This window comes from Brevibacillus sp. HB1.3 (assembly GCF_013186635.1).
Classification (GTDB): domain Bacteria; phylum Bacillota; class Bacilli; order Brevibacillales; family Brevibacillaceae; genus Brevibacillus; species Brevibacillus brevis_D.
Genome location: NZ_JABMIT010000006.1, coordinates 281,687 through 296,926, shown reverse-complemented (window position 1 = coordinate 296,926; position 15,240 = coordinate 281,687). Strand labels below are relative to the sequence as shown.

Below are 15,240 nucleotides of genomic sequence, written 5' to 3'. Positions count from 1 at the left end.
GGGGGGAGTAAGAACCATGGCCTTGCAGGAACAATTAAGAGAGCTGCTCAAAGAGATGGAGCCGCAAATCATTAGCTGGAGGCGTCATCTGCACCAGCATCCCGAGCTTTCCTTTCAAGAAGAGAAGACTCCAGCCCTTATTGCCGAAATATTGAGAGGACTTCACTTCGATGAGGTTCGCACAGGTGTCGGTGGTAGGGGAGTCATCGGCGTTTTGCGCGGTGGGCGCCCGGGTAAGGTCGTCGCGTTGCGTGCGGATTTTGACGCGCTGCCGATTCAGGATCAAAAAGATGTACCGTATAAATCGACTGTACCTGGCGTCATGCATGCGTGTGGGCATGATGCGCACACTTCCCAGTTACTGGGACTCGCTTCTGTTTTGGCAGCACGTCGTGACCAGTTTGCCGGTGAAATTCGCTTTGTTTTTCAGCATGCGGAAGAGGAAAATCCGGGCGGAGCTACTCAAATGGTTCAGGATGGTGCTGTAGACGGCGTCGATGCGATCTTTGGCGTTCATCTCTGGTCGATGTTCCCTGTAGGAAAGGTATTCATTAGTGCTGGTCCGCTCATGGCGAATACGGACGACTTTTCCATCGAGGTCAAAGGAAAAGGGGGACACGGAGCTGTTCCGGAAGAAACCGTCGACTCTATTGTGATCGGTTCACAAATCGTTGGTCATCTCCAAACGATTGCCAGCCGCAACGTTAGCCCGTTAGAAAGTGTGGTCGTGACCGTGGGGACGTTCCACGGTGGAGACAGTACGAACATCATCGCAGATAGCTGTCGTTTGACAGGGACTGTCCGCTCCTTTTTGCCAGCCGTCCGCGATCGTGCAGAGCAGCGCTTGACAGAAATTGCGGAGGGGACGGCTGCCATGATGGGAGGAAGCGCTACAGTTGTCTACGATCGAGGATATCCAGCCGTCATTAACCATGAGAAAGAAACAGCGATCGCACAGGAAGCAGCCATTGCAGCGTTTGGAGCTGGCCGTGTGGAATCGATGAAGCCGTTGATGGGGGGCGAGGACTTTTCGTACTATTTGGAAAAGGTGCCCGGCGCTTACTTGTTCGTAGGGGCAGGCAATCCGGAAAAACTGGCAACATATCCCCACCACCATCCCCGCTTCGATATCGACGAGGATGCCATGCTAATCGCAGGCGAGCTCTTGGGACGAACAGCGCTGCACTATTTGGAAACACAGCAACGATAAGAAAACGCATGAAAGATGCGCTTTTGCCTACATAGGACAAAGGCGCTTTTTTTTGCTTTCAACCATAAGCTATACGAGGCTAGCTAGAAAATCGAATAAGGGAGGGAGGGGCCTTTCGGTGAGAAAACGGATAGGCGTACTGACCTACCGAGGAGAATCAGGCTTTGTCGAGCCCGGCTATTTGCGAAGGCTGGTAGAGGCAGGAAGAGAAATGGGGGCAGAGGTTTTTTTGTTTAGCCCACAAGATGTCCGTTTTGCAGAAAAGTGGATCAACGGTTTTGTACCAGATGGCAAGAAGTGGAGACGAGAACCTTTTCCCTGGCCTGATATCGTCATCGACCGTTATCGCTACTATCCATTACCTAAGCATCGTGCCTATTTGCCATTTCGCAAGCAAAACTGGTTCCGTTATGCGAATAATCGCTTCTCGAACAAATATGTCGTTCATCAGATCTTGATACAAGATCCACAGCTACAGCGCTGGCTTCCCGAAACACTCCCCTACGAAAGAAAAACGCTTGCCACGATGCTTGCCGATCATCGTCTGGTTTATCTCAAGCCAACAAACGGCACAGGCGGCAGAAGCATACTACGTGTGGAGAAACGAGCAGGTCGTTACCTTTTGCATGGCAGGACCAAGCAGCAAGCCAAAAGCTGTGAAAAACTGGCGACGCTCACAGAGGTGTGCGAGCGGCTGGAGCATTGGATGAAGAATGAGAAGAGCGGAAACGAGCAGTTTTTTCTTCAACAGGGGCTACAATTGTCACTGGTTCCCAAACGAACAGTAGATGCTCGCATGCTTGTGCAAAAGGACGGGAAGGGTCAGTGGTGTTTGACCGGGATGGGCATTCGGGTTGGGCCGATCCAATCGTCCACCTCGAATTTGCATGGGGGAGGAACAGCATTGCCTGCCGTTTCCTTCCTGGTCAAACGATTTGGTCAGGAAATGGCTGAGCGGATTGTGCAGGAATGCAAGGAGCTCGCGATTAAGACAGTTACACGCATTGAAGAGCATTTCGGCCTGATGATGGAGTTTGGCTTTGATCTGGGGATTGATGTTCATGGCAGGGTTTGGATTATCGAAATCAATCCGAAGCCGGGGAGAGAAATCTTCAAGCAGATGCGTCAGCACAAGCGATATGCGACGGCAGTTCGACGGCCGTTGGAGTATGCGTTGTATCTTGTTAATAAGAGCAATCTGACCGACTAAGGGATCTTCCGTTGAGGAAGGTCTCTTTTTTTGAGGATATTCATTTCAATTCAATCTGTTGTCACTTTCCTAGTTTGACTCTTTTACATAGCTAGTTGATAATGTAGAAAAATAGGGAAAATAAGGGAAAAATGCGGTTGTTACTGGTATATCATATTTCATGTTTTAAAGGAGCGATATTAGTGAAATTCTACGCTCACTCTAGAGATGATCAACAATTTCAATTGTTGAAGGTCCATCTTGAAGGTGTTGCTGAACAAAGTATGCATGCGGCTGAAGTTTTTGGAGCAGGGTACTTGGGCTATCTAGTCGGAATATTGCATGACATTGGCAAATATTCATCCGAGTTTCAAAAGCGTATTCGTGGTGCCAATATTCGGGTCGATCATTCAACAGCAGGAGCGAAATGGATTGTACAGAGTGAAGTGATACGCAAATATTTGGGGGAGACTCAGTTTGATCATAGGATGGCTAGGTTACTTGCACATATTATAGCTGGACATCATGGTGGATTACAAAACTATGGGACAATGGATGAAGCAGGAACCTTACAGTATCGCTTGGGAATGGAGAAGATTCCGGACTGGTCTTACTCATGGAGGGAAATAGAAATTAATGAGCGGGATTGGTCTAATGAAAAAGTGAATCTTGTTTCCGGGTGGAGTAAAGAGGATTTGGCATGGAATTATAGCTTTTTAGGAAGAATGCTTTATTCTTGTTTAGTTGACGCCGATTCGATTGACACCAGAGATTACTGTAATCGGGAAGACCGTGAATTGCTTAATATGAGACAAGCGATTTCTATGACCGAGATGTACGGAAGATTTGAAAAATATATGTCCGAAAAGCTTCAAAATATCCAAAATACAAGAATCAACCAAATGAGACAGCAAATATTAGCTACATGTGCGCGTCAGGCAGAAACTACCCCAAGATTATTTTCACTAACGGTCCCCACGGGCGGCGGTAAAACGCTATCATCACTTGCCTTTGCTCTGCGGCATGCGGCTGCATACGACAAGCGCAGAATCATATACGTCATCCCCTTTACAAGTATCATTGAACAAAACGCAGAGCAGTTTCGCACAGTTCTTGGCAAGGATACTGTGTTGGAGCATCATAGCAACTTTAACCAGGAAGAATATGAGGAAAACTATGGAAGAGATGAAGCGCGGCGATTGAAAATTAGTTCGGAAAATTGGGACGCACCAGTCGTTGTGACCACTTCTGTACAGTTTTTTGAATCGCTGTTTTCCAATAAACGCAGTAAGTTGCGAAAACTTCACAATATCGCGAACTCTGTGATCATCATTGATGAAGCGCAGAGTCTCCCGCGGGGTTACATGAAGCCTTGTATGAAGGCTTTACAAGAATTGATTGCGGCGTATGGATGTTCTGTAGTTCTCTGTACAGCCACTCAGCCGTCCTGGTCTGGGTTGGGAATACAAGTAACAGAAATAATGGATACGCCAACGCCTGCTGAGTTAGTGGAAGTATTTAAACGCGTTGAGGTTGAAGTGAGCGGTAGCGATAATCAGGTGACTGCTGATGACAAAATTGTAGAGTGGATGTGGGAAGCAGAGCAAGCTCTTTGTATAGTGAATACGCGCAAACATGCCAAGGTATTGTTTGAACAACTATCGGAACGCAAGGTAGAAGGACTCTATCATTTGAGCGGGAGACTTTGTGCAAGACATCGTTCCGCAATCATTGCAGAAGTCTCTGAACGCTTGAAAAATCAGGAGCCTTGCCGATTGGTATCCACTCAGTTGATAGAGGCAGGGGTCGATCTTGATTTTCCTAAAGTATTTCGTGCCTATGCTGGATTGGATTCCATTGCGCAGGCGGCGGGTCGCTGTAATCGAGAAGGTCGTCGTGAGTCTGGAAGAGTAATCGTATTTTATCCTGAAAAACACGGCATGCCCTCAAGAGGATGGCTAAAAGAAACGGTGATAGAAGCACAGAATACGATCAAATACCATAAGGGATCACCGCTATCTTTATCCAGTATCCGGAATTATTTTGAACGAATTCACGGAATATGTGACGGTAGAGTGGAGCAGGTAACGGATTCGAAACGAATTATGCAGTTGCTGAGAAGTAAAAATACCAATTTGGAAATTCCATTCGAGGACATTGCAGAAGATTTTACGTTCATTGACGGACAAATGAAAGCAATAGTCGTTCCTTATGATTCCCATGCTCTGCAATTGATTGAGCAGTTAAGGACTAGTCCTTATCCGTTGCAGGTGATGCGTCAATTACAGTCTTATACGGTTCAAATTTATCAACATGAATACAGAGAGTTCCTAAACAAGCAATTGCTTATGAACGTGGAGGGTGTTTTGGTTCTGTTAGAAAATGGGTATTACCATCCCCAGACGGGACTGTTGGCAGCCACTGATGAACCAGAAATGGACGTCTTGCTATTTTAGTTAGGAGTGGATTCAATGGGCTATGGCATAAGATTACGGGTTTGGGGAGAGTACGCATGCTTTACGCGTCCGGAGATGAAGGTGGAGCGTGTAAGTTATGACGTGATAACGCCCTCTGCTGCTCGTGGAATTTTGGAAGCGATTCACTGGAAGCCGGCGATTCGTTGGGTAATTGATCGGATTCATGTGGTTAATCCAATTTGTTTTGAAAATATTCGCAGGAATGAAGTAGAGTCGAAAGCTTCTGTAAAAAAAGCGTCCATCTATGTAACAGAAGAGCGTCAACAGCGTGCTTCCATGTTATTGAAGAATGTGGAGTACATTATCGAAGCTCACTTTGAAATGACGGAGCAAAGAGGTGCAGAAGATACACCAGAAAAGCATTATAACGTTTTCTTGCGAAGGGCGAGACAAGGACAATGTTTCCACCGTCCCTATTTAGGATGCAGGGAATTTCAGGCACATTTTGAATTGTTGGAAGGCGGTATGGTTTCATACGAAAATGTACATCCAGGTGTGAAGGATTTGGGGTATATACTGCTCGACCAAGTCTTTCACGTAAATGCAAAAGGAGAGACGAAAGAAGTAGTTCCGCATTTCTTCCGTGCACGTATGGTAGACAGTGTCATTGAGATACCGAAATTGGAAGAGAGGTGAGTCGATGATCTTACAGGCGTTGCATCGATATTATCAATTGCTGCTGGAAAGAGAAGGAGACAGTATGCCGCGGGATGAGTATACGTCTGCGACTGTATCATTCGAGATTCAGTTGGACGAGCGGGGGCATGTTGTATCGATTATTCCATATGTAAATGAAAAAGGGAAGGTAGACAAACAGACATACAACGTACCGAAACAGGATAAAAGGTCTGGTTCTGGAGTAAATCCCTACTTTTTGTGTGAGAAGGCTGAGTATTTGTTTGGTTCTGCTATATCTTTACGGCAAGTGTGTCGGGATGGCCTGAAGCAATTATGGAGTGACGTATTGGCGAATACTGGGACAGAATCAGATGAGGCTCTAGCGTTGCATGCTTTTTTGGAACTCTCTACCGAACAACTAGTGGAGCAACTTCAGCTAATATCTGACCCGGAATTACAAGATTCTTTGAAGACAGGCGGCTTGTGTGTGTTGAAGTTTGCTCCAACGGGGAAATTCTTTCACGATGATCCAGTGATTCAACAGGCGTGGGAAAACTATTACACACGTTTACGAGTAAATGACGATAGTGCAAAAATTCAGATGTGTTTACTGACTGGAGAACAAATTTCTACAGACCAAATTGCTCGCCTTCACCCAAGCATAAAAAATGTTACAGGTGCTCAATCGTCTGGTGCAGCCATTGTTTCATTCAATATTCCGTCATTTTGCTCCTTTGGACGAGAACAATCATATAACGCCCCTACCTCTCAAAAGGCAGCAGACGCATACGGATATGTGCTCAATCGATTTTTGGCAGACCCAAATCATAAAGTCCGGATCAATGATACGACAGTTGTCTTTTGGACGGAATCAGCAAAAATGAATGAGCAGGATTTGCTATCCAGTTTATTTCAGGAATTCAAAGAGGAAGCTGACCATTCACAAGCAGATGAAGAAAGTATCAGAGAAAGGGTAAAAAGTGCAGTTGTTCGAATACGACAAGGTCAACAATTTCGAGATACATTTCATGATCTGGATGTAAACACGACTTTTTATGTGTTAGGGCTTTCTCCAAATGCGGCCAGATTATCTGTTCGTTTTTGGTACACAGGATCTCTTGGGGAAATTGGTGAAAGGATGTGGCGGCATTATCATGATTTGTCAATTGATGGATTAGATCGTAGCCCAACTATCAAAGAACTTCTAAGAGAAATTGCTGTCGGTCACGAGTGGGGTAATATTCCTCCAAACATGGAAGGCCAAATGTTTCGAGCGATTATCCTTGGTCAACCTTATTCACGATCAATATTTGCTCAATTAATGAATCGTATTCGTTCCGAATCCGATGATCCCAAAAAAGGATTATACAAAATTGGTACTGTTCGCGCAGCCATGATCAAGGCTTACTTAATTCGCTATTATCGCGCTCGTAAAATTAATAGGGAAGGGGAACTGACAATGACTCTGAATCCACAATCAACGAGTGTTCCATATCATTTGGGCAGGTTATTCGCATGTCTGGAGAAAACACAGGTGAGTGCTTTAGGGCAAGGGATCAATGCTACCATCCGTGATCGATATTGGGGAGCAGCAACAGCTACCCCGGCAAACGTTTTTCCGCGATTACTTAAATTGTCTCAGCACCATATAACCAAAGACGAAAAATGGGGGAGAAATAATGACCAGCGTATTGCAGAAGTAATGAACGCTTTACCTGAACAATTTCCGAAGCGATTGACACTCGAGGAACAAGGAATGTTTGCGCTTGGTTATTATCATCAACGTCAAGAAATGTACACCCCAAAAGCAGACCAATAATCCAAAATATAAAGGAAAGTAGGACGATAAAATGACTGAAAAAAAAGCACTGACAAAACGCTATGAATTTGTATTGCTGTTTGATGTTGAGAATGGGAATCCGAATGGTGATCCAGATGCCGGAAATATGCCGCGGTTGGATGCTGAAACGGGTTGTGGTCTGGTCACTGATGTGTGTTTGAAAAGAAAAGTCAGAAATTATATAGAGTTAGCCAAAGGCGGAGAACCGTCATTTGAAATTTATGTAAAGGAATCAGCCGTATTAAACAATTTAAATAAAGAAGCCTTTTTAAACAATCCGGATATCGAGTTGAAAGAAAATAAACAAGATAAAATGGAAGCAAAGAAAAAGAGTGACCAGCTTACACTTACACGTTGGATGTGTGACAAATATTATGATATCCGAACGTTTGGAGCCGTAATGACTACAGGAGTGAACTGCGGCCAAGTACGTGGACCTGTCCAGTTTAGTTTTTCGAAAAGCATCGATCCAATTTCTCCACAAGAAGTAACAATTACACGGATGGCTGTTACAAACGAAAAAGATGCGGATAAAGAGCGTACGATGGGAAGGAAGAGCATCGTTCCCTATGGGCTTTATCGTATGGAAGGGTATGTATCTGCACCATTGGCAAATCAGACCAATTTTAGCGAGGAAGATTTAAATGAACTGTGGATCGCGCTTGTGAATATGTTTGATCATGATCGATCCGCCTCCAGGGGCAAAATGGCAGCGCAAAAGCTGATTGTCTTTGAACATGCGACTGCTTTAGGGAATGCTCCGGCACATAAACTGTTTCAATTGGTGAAGGTTTCTCGCAAACCTGACGTTGATCTTGCCCGTTCTTTTGACGATTATGAGGTTGTAATTGGACAAGCTCCTTCTGGAGTAACGATTGACGAAAAGCTGTAGATTGCTGGGGTAAGGTAAATGTGGAAGGCTGAAGACGATTTCTTAATGATTTCCGGTATACAACATTTTGCTTTTTGTCAGCGGCAATGGGCATTGATTCACATTGAACAGCAATGGCAGGAAAATGTATTGACTACACAAGGACAACATGTGCATCGACGCGTCGATGAGGATGGCTTTGACGAAACGAGAGGGAACTTACGGATTGTCCGTTCTATGCCAGTCCTGTCGGAGCAATTGAAGATCCGAGGCATCGCGGATATGGTAGAGTTCAGGCGTGTCAATGAGGAATCAGAAGAGACTGTTGTATTAGACGGACGAGAAGGATATTGGAAAGTTGTTCCCATTGAATATAAAAGAGGTAAGCCCAAGTCTGAGGATTGGGATATTGTCCAATTATGTGCGCAAGCGATCTGTTTGGAAGAAATGCTTCATGTAAAGATTCCAGTTGGAAATATTTATTACGCGGAGAAACGTAGAAGAGAGAGTATCGAGCTAACTAACCAGCATCGTCAACGTGTAGAGGAGCTCGTTACGGAAATGCGCCATTATTTCGATAAAACGATTACGCCTCGCGCTGTGTACAAGAAACACTGCCAACAGTGCTCGCTTTTAACCATTTGTCAACCAAAGTTAAGTACTTCTGGGGCAAAATCAGCCGCTGCCTATATCAGGCAGCACATTGGAGGGGATGAAAAATAAGACGTCTATTAAACACATTATACGTGACTTTGCAGGATGCGAGTATCGGCGCAAAAGGTGAAACACTGGTTGTACGGGCAAATGGTGTGAAAGAGCTACAAGTGCCGATTTTAAATCTGGAATCTGTTATCGTATTCGGATACAAGGGGGTTAGTCCAGATGTGATGCAACTTTGCATGGATAACAATGTCTCTCTTGTATTTTTGACACCTTATGGTCAGTTTAAAGCACGTGTGACAGGAGAAACAAAAGGTAATGTACACTTGCGACGTACACAGTATCGATGGAGTGATCAGGATGACAAAACGTTATTGCTGGCCCAACGTTTCTTGTACGCGAAAATAGCAAATGCAAAAACATCTATTCAAAGGACGCTACGAGATTACCCGGATCGTATAGACAAGGAAAAATGTACAGCGGTAATCGGTAGCCTTGAACGACAAATGAAAGAGGTCAGGAAAAGTAAAACGCTTGATCAATTACGTGGAGCTGAGGGGCTTGCGGCTCGAAATTATTTCTCAATCATTTCAGAACAGGTTCTGGTAAATAAAGAGTTCTTCCCATTTCCGGGCAGAGTAAAGAGACCGCCAACTGATCGGATGAATGCGTTACTTTCATTCTTGTATACGTTACTTGCCAATGATGTAACACATGCTATTGAATCAGTAGGGTTAGACCCCCAAGTTGGTTTTTTACATCGAGATCGCTCAGGAAGAAATAGTTTAGCCTTAGACCTTATGGAGGAATTTCGGGTATATTTGGCTGATCGAATAGCCTTAACGCTAATTAATCGGCAGCAATTGTCACCTGACAGCTTCATTGAAAAGGAATCAGGAGCTATTCTTTTAACCGATGATGCGCGAAAAACCGTACTGACTGAATGGCAACAGCGTAAAAGAGATGAGATACGTCATCCTTTTTTTGATGAGAGGATTCCGATAGGACTATTGCCGTATTCTCAAGCAATGTTATTAGCCAGATATTTACGAGGTGATTTGGATGATTATCCTCCGTTTTTTTGGAAGTAGTAGGTGATGAGTCATGATGGTCCTAATAACCTATGATGTGAGTACAAAGACAGCATCGGGTCAGAAAAGGCTACGCCAAGTTGCTCGTTTGTGCGAAAATTATGGACAACGGGTACAAAATTCTGTCTTTGAATGTCTGATCGATCCTCAACAATTCACAGAATTACAATTTGAATTGCAAAGAACTATTGATCCTGCAACAGATAGTTTGCGATTTTATCATTTGGGGGCAAAATGGAAAGGCAAAGTAGAGCATATTGGTGCAAATCAAAATTACGATCCAGAGGGCTTTATTATGATTTAAGGACTGCGAACCCCAAGTGAACATTTGATCCCGGTGTGGTTCGCAAACGTGATCCCACTAGTTTTACGATTGGATTTGCTCGAATATTTGAAGATATGTAAGCGCATCTTTATTAGGTTCGCGGATTCGATAGAAAAAACACAAGTGTGGTAAGCATTTATTGGTTGTGCAGTCACTCGCTATGCGCGAGTGTGGATTGAAACTCTTATGAGGAGTACGATGCAATTGTAGAAGCACGTCACTCGCTATGCGCGAGTGTGGATTGAAACATAGGGAGCTTGGGGGCCTTTGCTTGGGCGTGGTGGGTCACTCGCTATGCGCGAGTGTGGATTGAAACAAAAACGAGAACGACAACCGAACGGATTTGTCCGTCACTCGCTATGCGCGAGTGTGGATTGAAACCCATTGGGAACGGCTGTTGGCGGCTAGGATCTCCGGTCACTCGCTATGCGCGAGTGTGGATTGAAACCTTCAATCTAGCGAACGAGGTTATCAATAGCGCGTCACTCGCTATGCGCGAGTGTGGATTGAAACCCAATTCTTCTAATTCAAATTCATCCCGAGTCGGTCGTCACTCGCTATGCGCGAGTGTGGATTGAAACATTTGATCGAGTAAGCATTTAGCAAAGCGTCCGTCACTCGCTATGCGCGAGTGTGGATTGAAACATTATTTACTTCCTTACCGATCACATAGAGCATCGTCACTCGCTATGCGCGAGTGTGGATTGAAACCAAATGACACGAAACGCGCGGACCACATCGGAACGTCACTCGCTATGCGCGAGTGTGGATTGAAACTTCCCCCAAGTCTATATATAGGGTATCGATATGGGTCACTCGCTATGCGCGAGTGTGGATTGAAACAACAATCTTCTCGCTCAACGCGCTACGGAGATCGTCACTCGCTATGCGCGAGTGTGGATTGAAACACGACAATTGGAGGGTCAGGAGTGACAGGTGGAGGGTCACTCGCTATGCGCGAGTGTGGATTGAAACATTTCGAAGCGAATGTTATCAACGAGTGTGAACGGGTCACTCGCTATGCGCGAGTGTGGATTGAAACGTAGAAATTAGTACGATCTAAAGTAGGATCAGCCGTCACTCGCTATGCGCGAGTGTGGATTGAAACATACCTTTCGATCATTCGTGTTTTTGTTAAAAGTCACTCGCTATGCGCGAGTGTGGATTGAAACCAGAGGTAGAGGTCACAAACCTTGATCCGGTCAAGTCACTCGCTATGCGCGAGTGTGGATTGAAACGCATAAAAATCGTCAACATACTTAACTGGATGAGGTCACTCGCTATGCGTGAGTGTGGATTGAAACATGGTCATATCCTGATTGTCGGTAATCATCAATTGTCACTCGCTATGCGCGAGTGTGGATTGAAACAAGGAAACCTAAGTCCCATCGTGGATATGGCAACGTCACTCGCTATGCGCGAGTGTGGATTGAAACAAGGAAACCTAAGTCCCATCGTGGATATGGCAACGTCACTCGCTATGCGCGAGTGTGGATTGAAACAACTGTATTAGGTGTCCTCGCTTTATCTACATCACGTCACTCGCTATGCGCGAGTGTGGATTGAAACCCAGACACCATCCGCATTGAGCTGCAGCTTTTCTAGTCACTCGTTACGCGCGAGTGTGGATTGAAACATCGTATGGTTGGCCATGTCCCAGCCATAAGCGTACGTCACTCGCTACGCGCGAGTGTGGATTGAAACTTGATCGGGTCGTCAATGATCATAAGGTCGGCACCGTCACTCGCTACGCGCGAGTGTGGATTGAAACCATATGCCGACTTATCAAGATATTCGAGATGATTGTCACTCGCTACGCGCGAGTGTGGGTTGAAACCACACTTGAATTGACCTTGTAAAGCCAGCATACGGTCACTCGCTACTCGCGAGTGTGGGTTGAAACGACCAAGAGGCGGTCGCGTCCGAACAAGACCTGACGTCACTCGCTACGCGCGAGTATGAATTGAAACAAACAAGCCAAACAACACTCAAGGAATCACTCGCAACATGCGGATGTTTATAGACTCAGGCTAAGGAATTGAAAAGACACGGCATAATAATAAAAAAATGCACAAGAGGTGAAACGCACATGCAAAAACAATCTTTTTCCATCGCACTCGACGAGGAGTTAACGCTGCGCGGCGACATTCATACGGAGGAATCGGCAGGCTCAGCACAGCCACTACTGCTGTTTTGCCACGGCTTTAAAGGCTTCAAGGATTGGGGAAGCTTTGCCTACGTGGCCGATGAGCTGGCTAAGCAAGGCATTACCACGATCCGCTTTAATTTTAGCTGTAATGGCGTAGGGGAGAGCTTGACGGAGTTCGATGAGCTGGAGAAATTCGGACGCAATACATATGCGCGCGAGCTGGCTGATTTGCAAGCATTGACGGAACGAATTCTGTCAGGCAAGCTCCCGTTACCCGATTACGTGGACAAAACGAAGCTGTATGTATTGGGACACAGTAAGGGCGGCGGTGACGCGATTTTATTCGGAGCAAACAACCCGCATGTGGCAGGGATTGTGACCTGGAACGGAATCGCTCATGTCGATTTGTTCGATGAAAAGCTGCGCAGACAAATAGAAGAGACAGGCGTCGGATACATAGCAAATGCACGAACCGGTCAAGACATGCCCATCACCAGAGTCGTGATCGAAGATGTGGACAACAATCGCCAACAATACGATATTTTGGAATTGGTTTCTACGATGGAGCAACCGCTGTGCATCATCACAGGAGAAAAAGATTATGTCCGTCTGGTAGAGGGTGCAAAAAGAATTCATCAGGCTGCCAAAAACAGCGAGCTGCACTGGATAGAAGGCGGAGATCATACATTTAACACGCGTCATCCGTTTGCAGGTACATCTGCTCCGTTGGAAGCTGCGATCAAGCAAACCGTCGCATTTGTCCGCACCCCACGGACATAGAAAAAACCTCTATTTTCCCGCGTTTTCTTTCCATTTGGGCTGTGGTATACTGGGAATCGTTCTAACGGTTCGAATGATGTGATTATTCAGAAAAATAACAGAACAGGTGGAGAAGAAACATGAATAGCAAGGTGTATCTGTATGATACGACCCTGCGAGATGGAACGCAGGGAGAGGGGATCAGCCTGTCGGTAGAAGACAAGATAAAGATCGCACTGCGGCTGGATCAGTTTGGTATCGATTTTATTGAAGGCGGTTGGCCGGGCAGCAATCCAAAGGACATGGCTTTTTTTGAGCGTATCCGGGAGATTGCGCTGCAGCACGCAAAGGTAACGGCTTTTGGCAGTACCTGTAGACCGAATGTAGCAGCGGCAGATGATGACAATCTGCAAGCATTGATCTTAAGCGGAGCCTCGGCGGCCGCGATCTTCGGGAAATCATGGGACTTGCACGTGACGGATGCTCTCAAGACGACGTTGGAAGAAAACGTGCGCATGGTCGCTGATTCGGTCGCATTTTTAAAAGAAAACGGACTGACGACTCTCTTTTTGGCAGAGCATTTCTTCGATGGGTACAAGGCGAATCCACGCTACGCATTGCGGGTGCTGGAAGCAGCAGAAGAGGCTGGGGCTGACTGGATTGTTCTCTGTGATACAAACGGCGGGACATTGCCACATGAAGTTTATGATATTGTCAAAACGACTGTGGGCCATCTACGGACGCCTGTAGGCATTCATCCGCATAATGACAGTGGAGTGGCAGTTGCCAATGCACTGGCTGCGATACAGGCGGGCGCACAGCAAGTACAAGGAACGATTAACGGTATCGGTGAGCGCTGCGGGAACGTCAACCTGATCTCAGTGGTTCCGAATTTGCAGCTCAAGCTGGGCCATCATTGTGTGAGCAGTGATCAATTGCAGGAGCTGACACAGCTGTCTCGCTATGTAGCGGAAATTGCGAACATGACGATGCCGAACAACCAGCCGTTTGTCGGGTACAGTGCTTTTGCTCACAAGGGTGGTATTCACGTAAGCGCCGTTATGCGCGATCCGAAAACGTACGAGCACATCGAGCCGGAAAACATCGGCAACAAACGTCGCGTACTCGTCTCAGAGCTCGCAGGACAAAGCAATTTGCTCGCTAAAATGGAAGAGCTCGAGATCGATCTGTCGCTGGATCGCGAAAAGGCGAGAGAAATCATTACACACATCAAAGAGCGCGAATTCCAAGGCTATCAATACGAGGGAGCAGAGGCTTCGCTCACGCTGATGCTATTGGAAGCCTCCGGCAAGCTAAAAAACCTGTTCAAGCTAGACTCCTTCAAAATCATGTTGGAAAAGGCAGCCGTCCAATCGATCACGTCTGAGGCGACTGTGAAGCTTCGTGTGAACGGAGAGTCTGTCCATACGGCTGCTGATGGCAACGGTCCGGTGAATGCGCTGGACAATGCGATGCGAAAAGCATTGGAGAGCTACTATCCGTGCATAGCAAAAATGCAGCTGGAAGATTACAAGGTGCGTGTTTTGGATGAAAACGGCGCGACTGCCGCAAAAGTACGTGTCCTAATCGAATCCTCGAGCAACGGCGAAAAGTGGAGCACAGTCGGCGTCTCCACGAACGTTATCGAAGCGAGCTGGGAAGCGCTGGCAGACAGTATCCGTTACTTGCTGTGGAAAGAAGGCTGCGAGGAAGTCGGAAGCCTTGCTTCCTCCGGGACTCGTGTAGGAATTGTGAATCATTAACAAAGGGAACCAGCCCGGGCAGATGTCGTCGGGCTGGTTTGCCTTTGGTCTGCAAGTTTTAAAAGGTACCGATCAACCAACAAAGCTGGCGAGAAGAAAAAGCACAGGGCTCGTAGACCTTGACAACGCCTACCCAGTCGGAACTGCAAAAAGGGGACCATGCTTGTCGAACACTTCTTCTCTGAGAAACTTCCGCCCGTAGGGTGGCTTTGGCTCGACGGTCCCCTTTTGGAAATGGAGACGTACAGTCAATCCCCCATGCAGGCGTGTCAGAGTCGAAGAGAACTG

Annotated in this window: 11 protein-coding genes and 1 CRISPR repeat array; all 11 genes read left to right on the top strand. The window is 46.2% G+C overall.

Going from position 1 to position 15,240, the window contains the following annotated elements:
• Window positions 1-16: 16 nt before the first annotated feature.
• The 11 genes from HPY31_RS16525 (at window position 17) to cimA (ending at window position 14,952) form a co-directional block, all read left to right on the top strand.
• The gene (locus HPY31_RS16525; protein ID WP_172141587.1) at window positions 17-1,210 is read left to right on the top strand and encodes a M20 metallopeptidase family protein; all 1,194 of its coding nucleotides are present in this window, start codon (window positions 17-19) and stop codon (window positions 1,208-1,210) included.
• A 118-nt stretch (window positions 1,211-1,328) separates the two neighbouring features.
• Window positions 1,329-2,420, top strand: coding sequence for a YheC/YheD family endospore coat-associated protein (locus HPY31_RS16520; RefSeq protein ID WP_172141586.1), 1,092 nt, complete (start codon window positions 1,329-1,331; stop codon window positions 2,418-2,420).
• 182 nt (window positions 2,421-2,602) lie between these two features.
• Window positions 2,603-4,855 (top strand): CRISPR-associated helicase Cas3', encoded by a 2,253-nt coding sequence (cas3, locus tag HPY31_RS16515; RefSeq protein ID WP_172141585.1) that lies wholly within the window; start codon window positions 2,603-2,605, stop codon window positions 4,853-4,855.
• A gap of 15 nt (window positions 4,856-4,870) precedes the next feature.
• The gene (cas5c, locus tag HPY31_RS16510) at window positions 4,871-5,512 is read left to right on the top strand and encodes a type I-C CRISPR-associated protein Cas5c (RefSeq protein WP_172141584.1); all 642 of its coding nucleotides are present in this window, start codon (window positions 4,871-4,873) and stop codon (window positions 5,510-5,512) included.
• 4 nt (window positions 5,513-5,516) lie between these two features.
• On the top strand, window positions 5,517-7,313 hold the full coding sequence (cas8c, locus tag HPY31_RS16505; RefSeq protein ID WP_172141583.1) for a type I-C CRISPR-associated protein Cas8c/Csd1: 1,797 nt from the start codon (window positions 5,517-5,519) through the stop codon (window positions 7,311-7,313).
• A 31-nt stretch (window positions 7,314-7,344) separates the two neighbouring features.
• Window positions 7,345-8,226, top strand: a complete 882-nt coding sequence (gene cas7c, locus HPY31_RS16500) for a type I-C CRISPR-associated protein Cas7/Csd2 (protein WP_172141582.1) — start codon at window positions 7,345-7,347, stop codon at window positions 8,224-8,226.
• Between the two features lie 18 nt (window positions 8,227-8,244).
• Complete coding sequence (gene cas4, locus HPY31_RS16495; RefSeq protein WP_087346075.1) at window positions 8,245-8,928, top strand: CRISPR-associated protein Cas4; 684 nt, start codon at window positions 8,245-8,247, stop codon at window positions 8,926-8,928.
• Window positions 8,925-9,956, top strand: coding sequence for a type I-C CRISPR-associated endonuclease Cas1c (gene cas1c, locus HPY31_RS16490; RefSeq protein ID WP_172141686.1), 1,032 nt, complete (start codon window positions 8,925-8,927; stop codon window positions 9,954-9,956). Before cas4 ends, cas1c begins: the two co-directional genes overlap by 4 nt.
• A gap of 13 nt (window positions 9,957-9,969) precedes the next feature.
• Window positions 9,970-10,260 (top strand): CRISPR-associated endonuclease Cas2, encoded by a 291-nt coding sequence (cas2, locus tag HPY31_RS16485; RefSeq protein WP_047071600.1) that lies wholly within the window; start codon window positions 9,970-9,972, stop codon window positions 10,258-10,260.
• Window positions 10,261-10,431: 171 nt separating this feature from the next.
• Window positions 10,432-12,251: a CRISPR direct-repeat array (repeat unit 32 nt; unit sequence GTCACTCGCTATGCGCGAGTGTGGATTGAAAC).
• 119 nt (window positions 12,252-12,370) lie between these two features.
• Window positions 12,371-13,210 (top strand): alpha/beta hydrolase, encoded by an 840-nt coding sequence (locus HPY31_RS16480; protein WP_172141581.1) that lies wholly within the window; start codon window positions 12,371-12,373, stop codon window positions 13,208-13,210.
• A 119-nt stretch (window positions 13,211-13,329) separates the two neighbouring features.
• Complete coding sequence (gene cimA, locus HPY31_RS16475; protein ID WP_172141580.1) at window positions 13,330-14,952, top strand: citramalate synthase; 1,623 nt, start codon at window positions 13,330-13,332, stop codon at window positions 14,950-14,952.
• Window positions 14,953-15,240: the final 288 nt, after the last annotated feature.

Excerpts from the sequence above, each read along its gene's own strand:
- cas2 (WP_047071600.1), top strand. The coding sequence starts at position 9,970 with ATGATGGTCCTAATAACCTATGATGTGAGTACAAAGACAGCATCGGGT.
- HPY31_RS16525 (WP_172141587.1), top strand. The coding sequence starts at position 17 with ATGGCCTTGCAGGAACAATTAAGAGAGCTGCTCAAAGAGATGGAGCCG.
- cimA (WP_172141580.1), top strand. The coding sequence starts at position 13,330 with ATGAATAGCAAGGTGTATCTGTATGATACGACCCTGCGAGATGGAACG.
- HPY31_RS16480 (WP_172141581.1), top strand. The coding sequence starts at position 12,371 with ATGCAAAAACAATCTTTTTCCATCGCACTCGACGAGGAGTTAACGCTG.
- cas4 (WP_087346075.1), top strand. The coding sequence starts at position 8,245 with ATGTGGAAGGCTGAAGACGATTTCTTAATGATTTCCGGTATACAACAT.
- cas5c (WP_172141584.1), top strand. The coding sequence starts at position 4,871 with ATGGGCTATGGCATAAGATTACGGGTTTGGGGAGAGTACGCATGCTTT.
- cas7c (WP_172141582.1), top strand. The coding sequence starts at position 7,345 with ATGACTGAAAAAAAAGCACTGACAAAACGCTATGAATTTGTATTGCTG.
- cas8c (WP_172141583.1), top strand. The coding sequence starts at position 5,517 with ATGATCTTACAGGCGTTGCATCGATATTATCAATTGCTGCTGGAAAGA.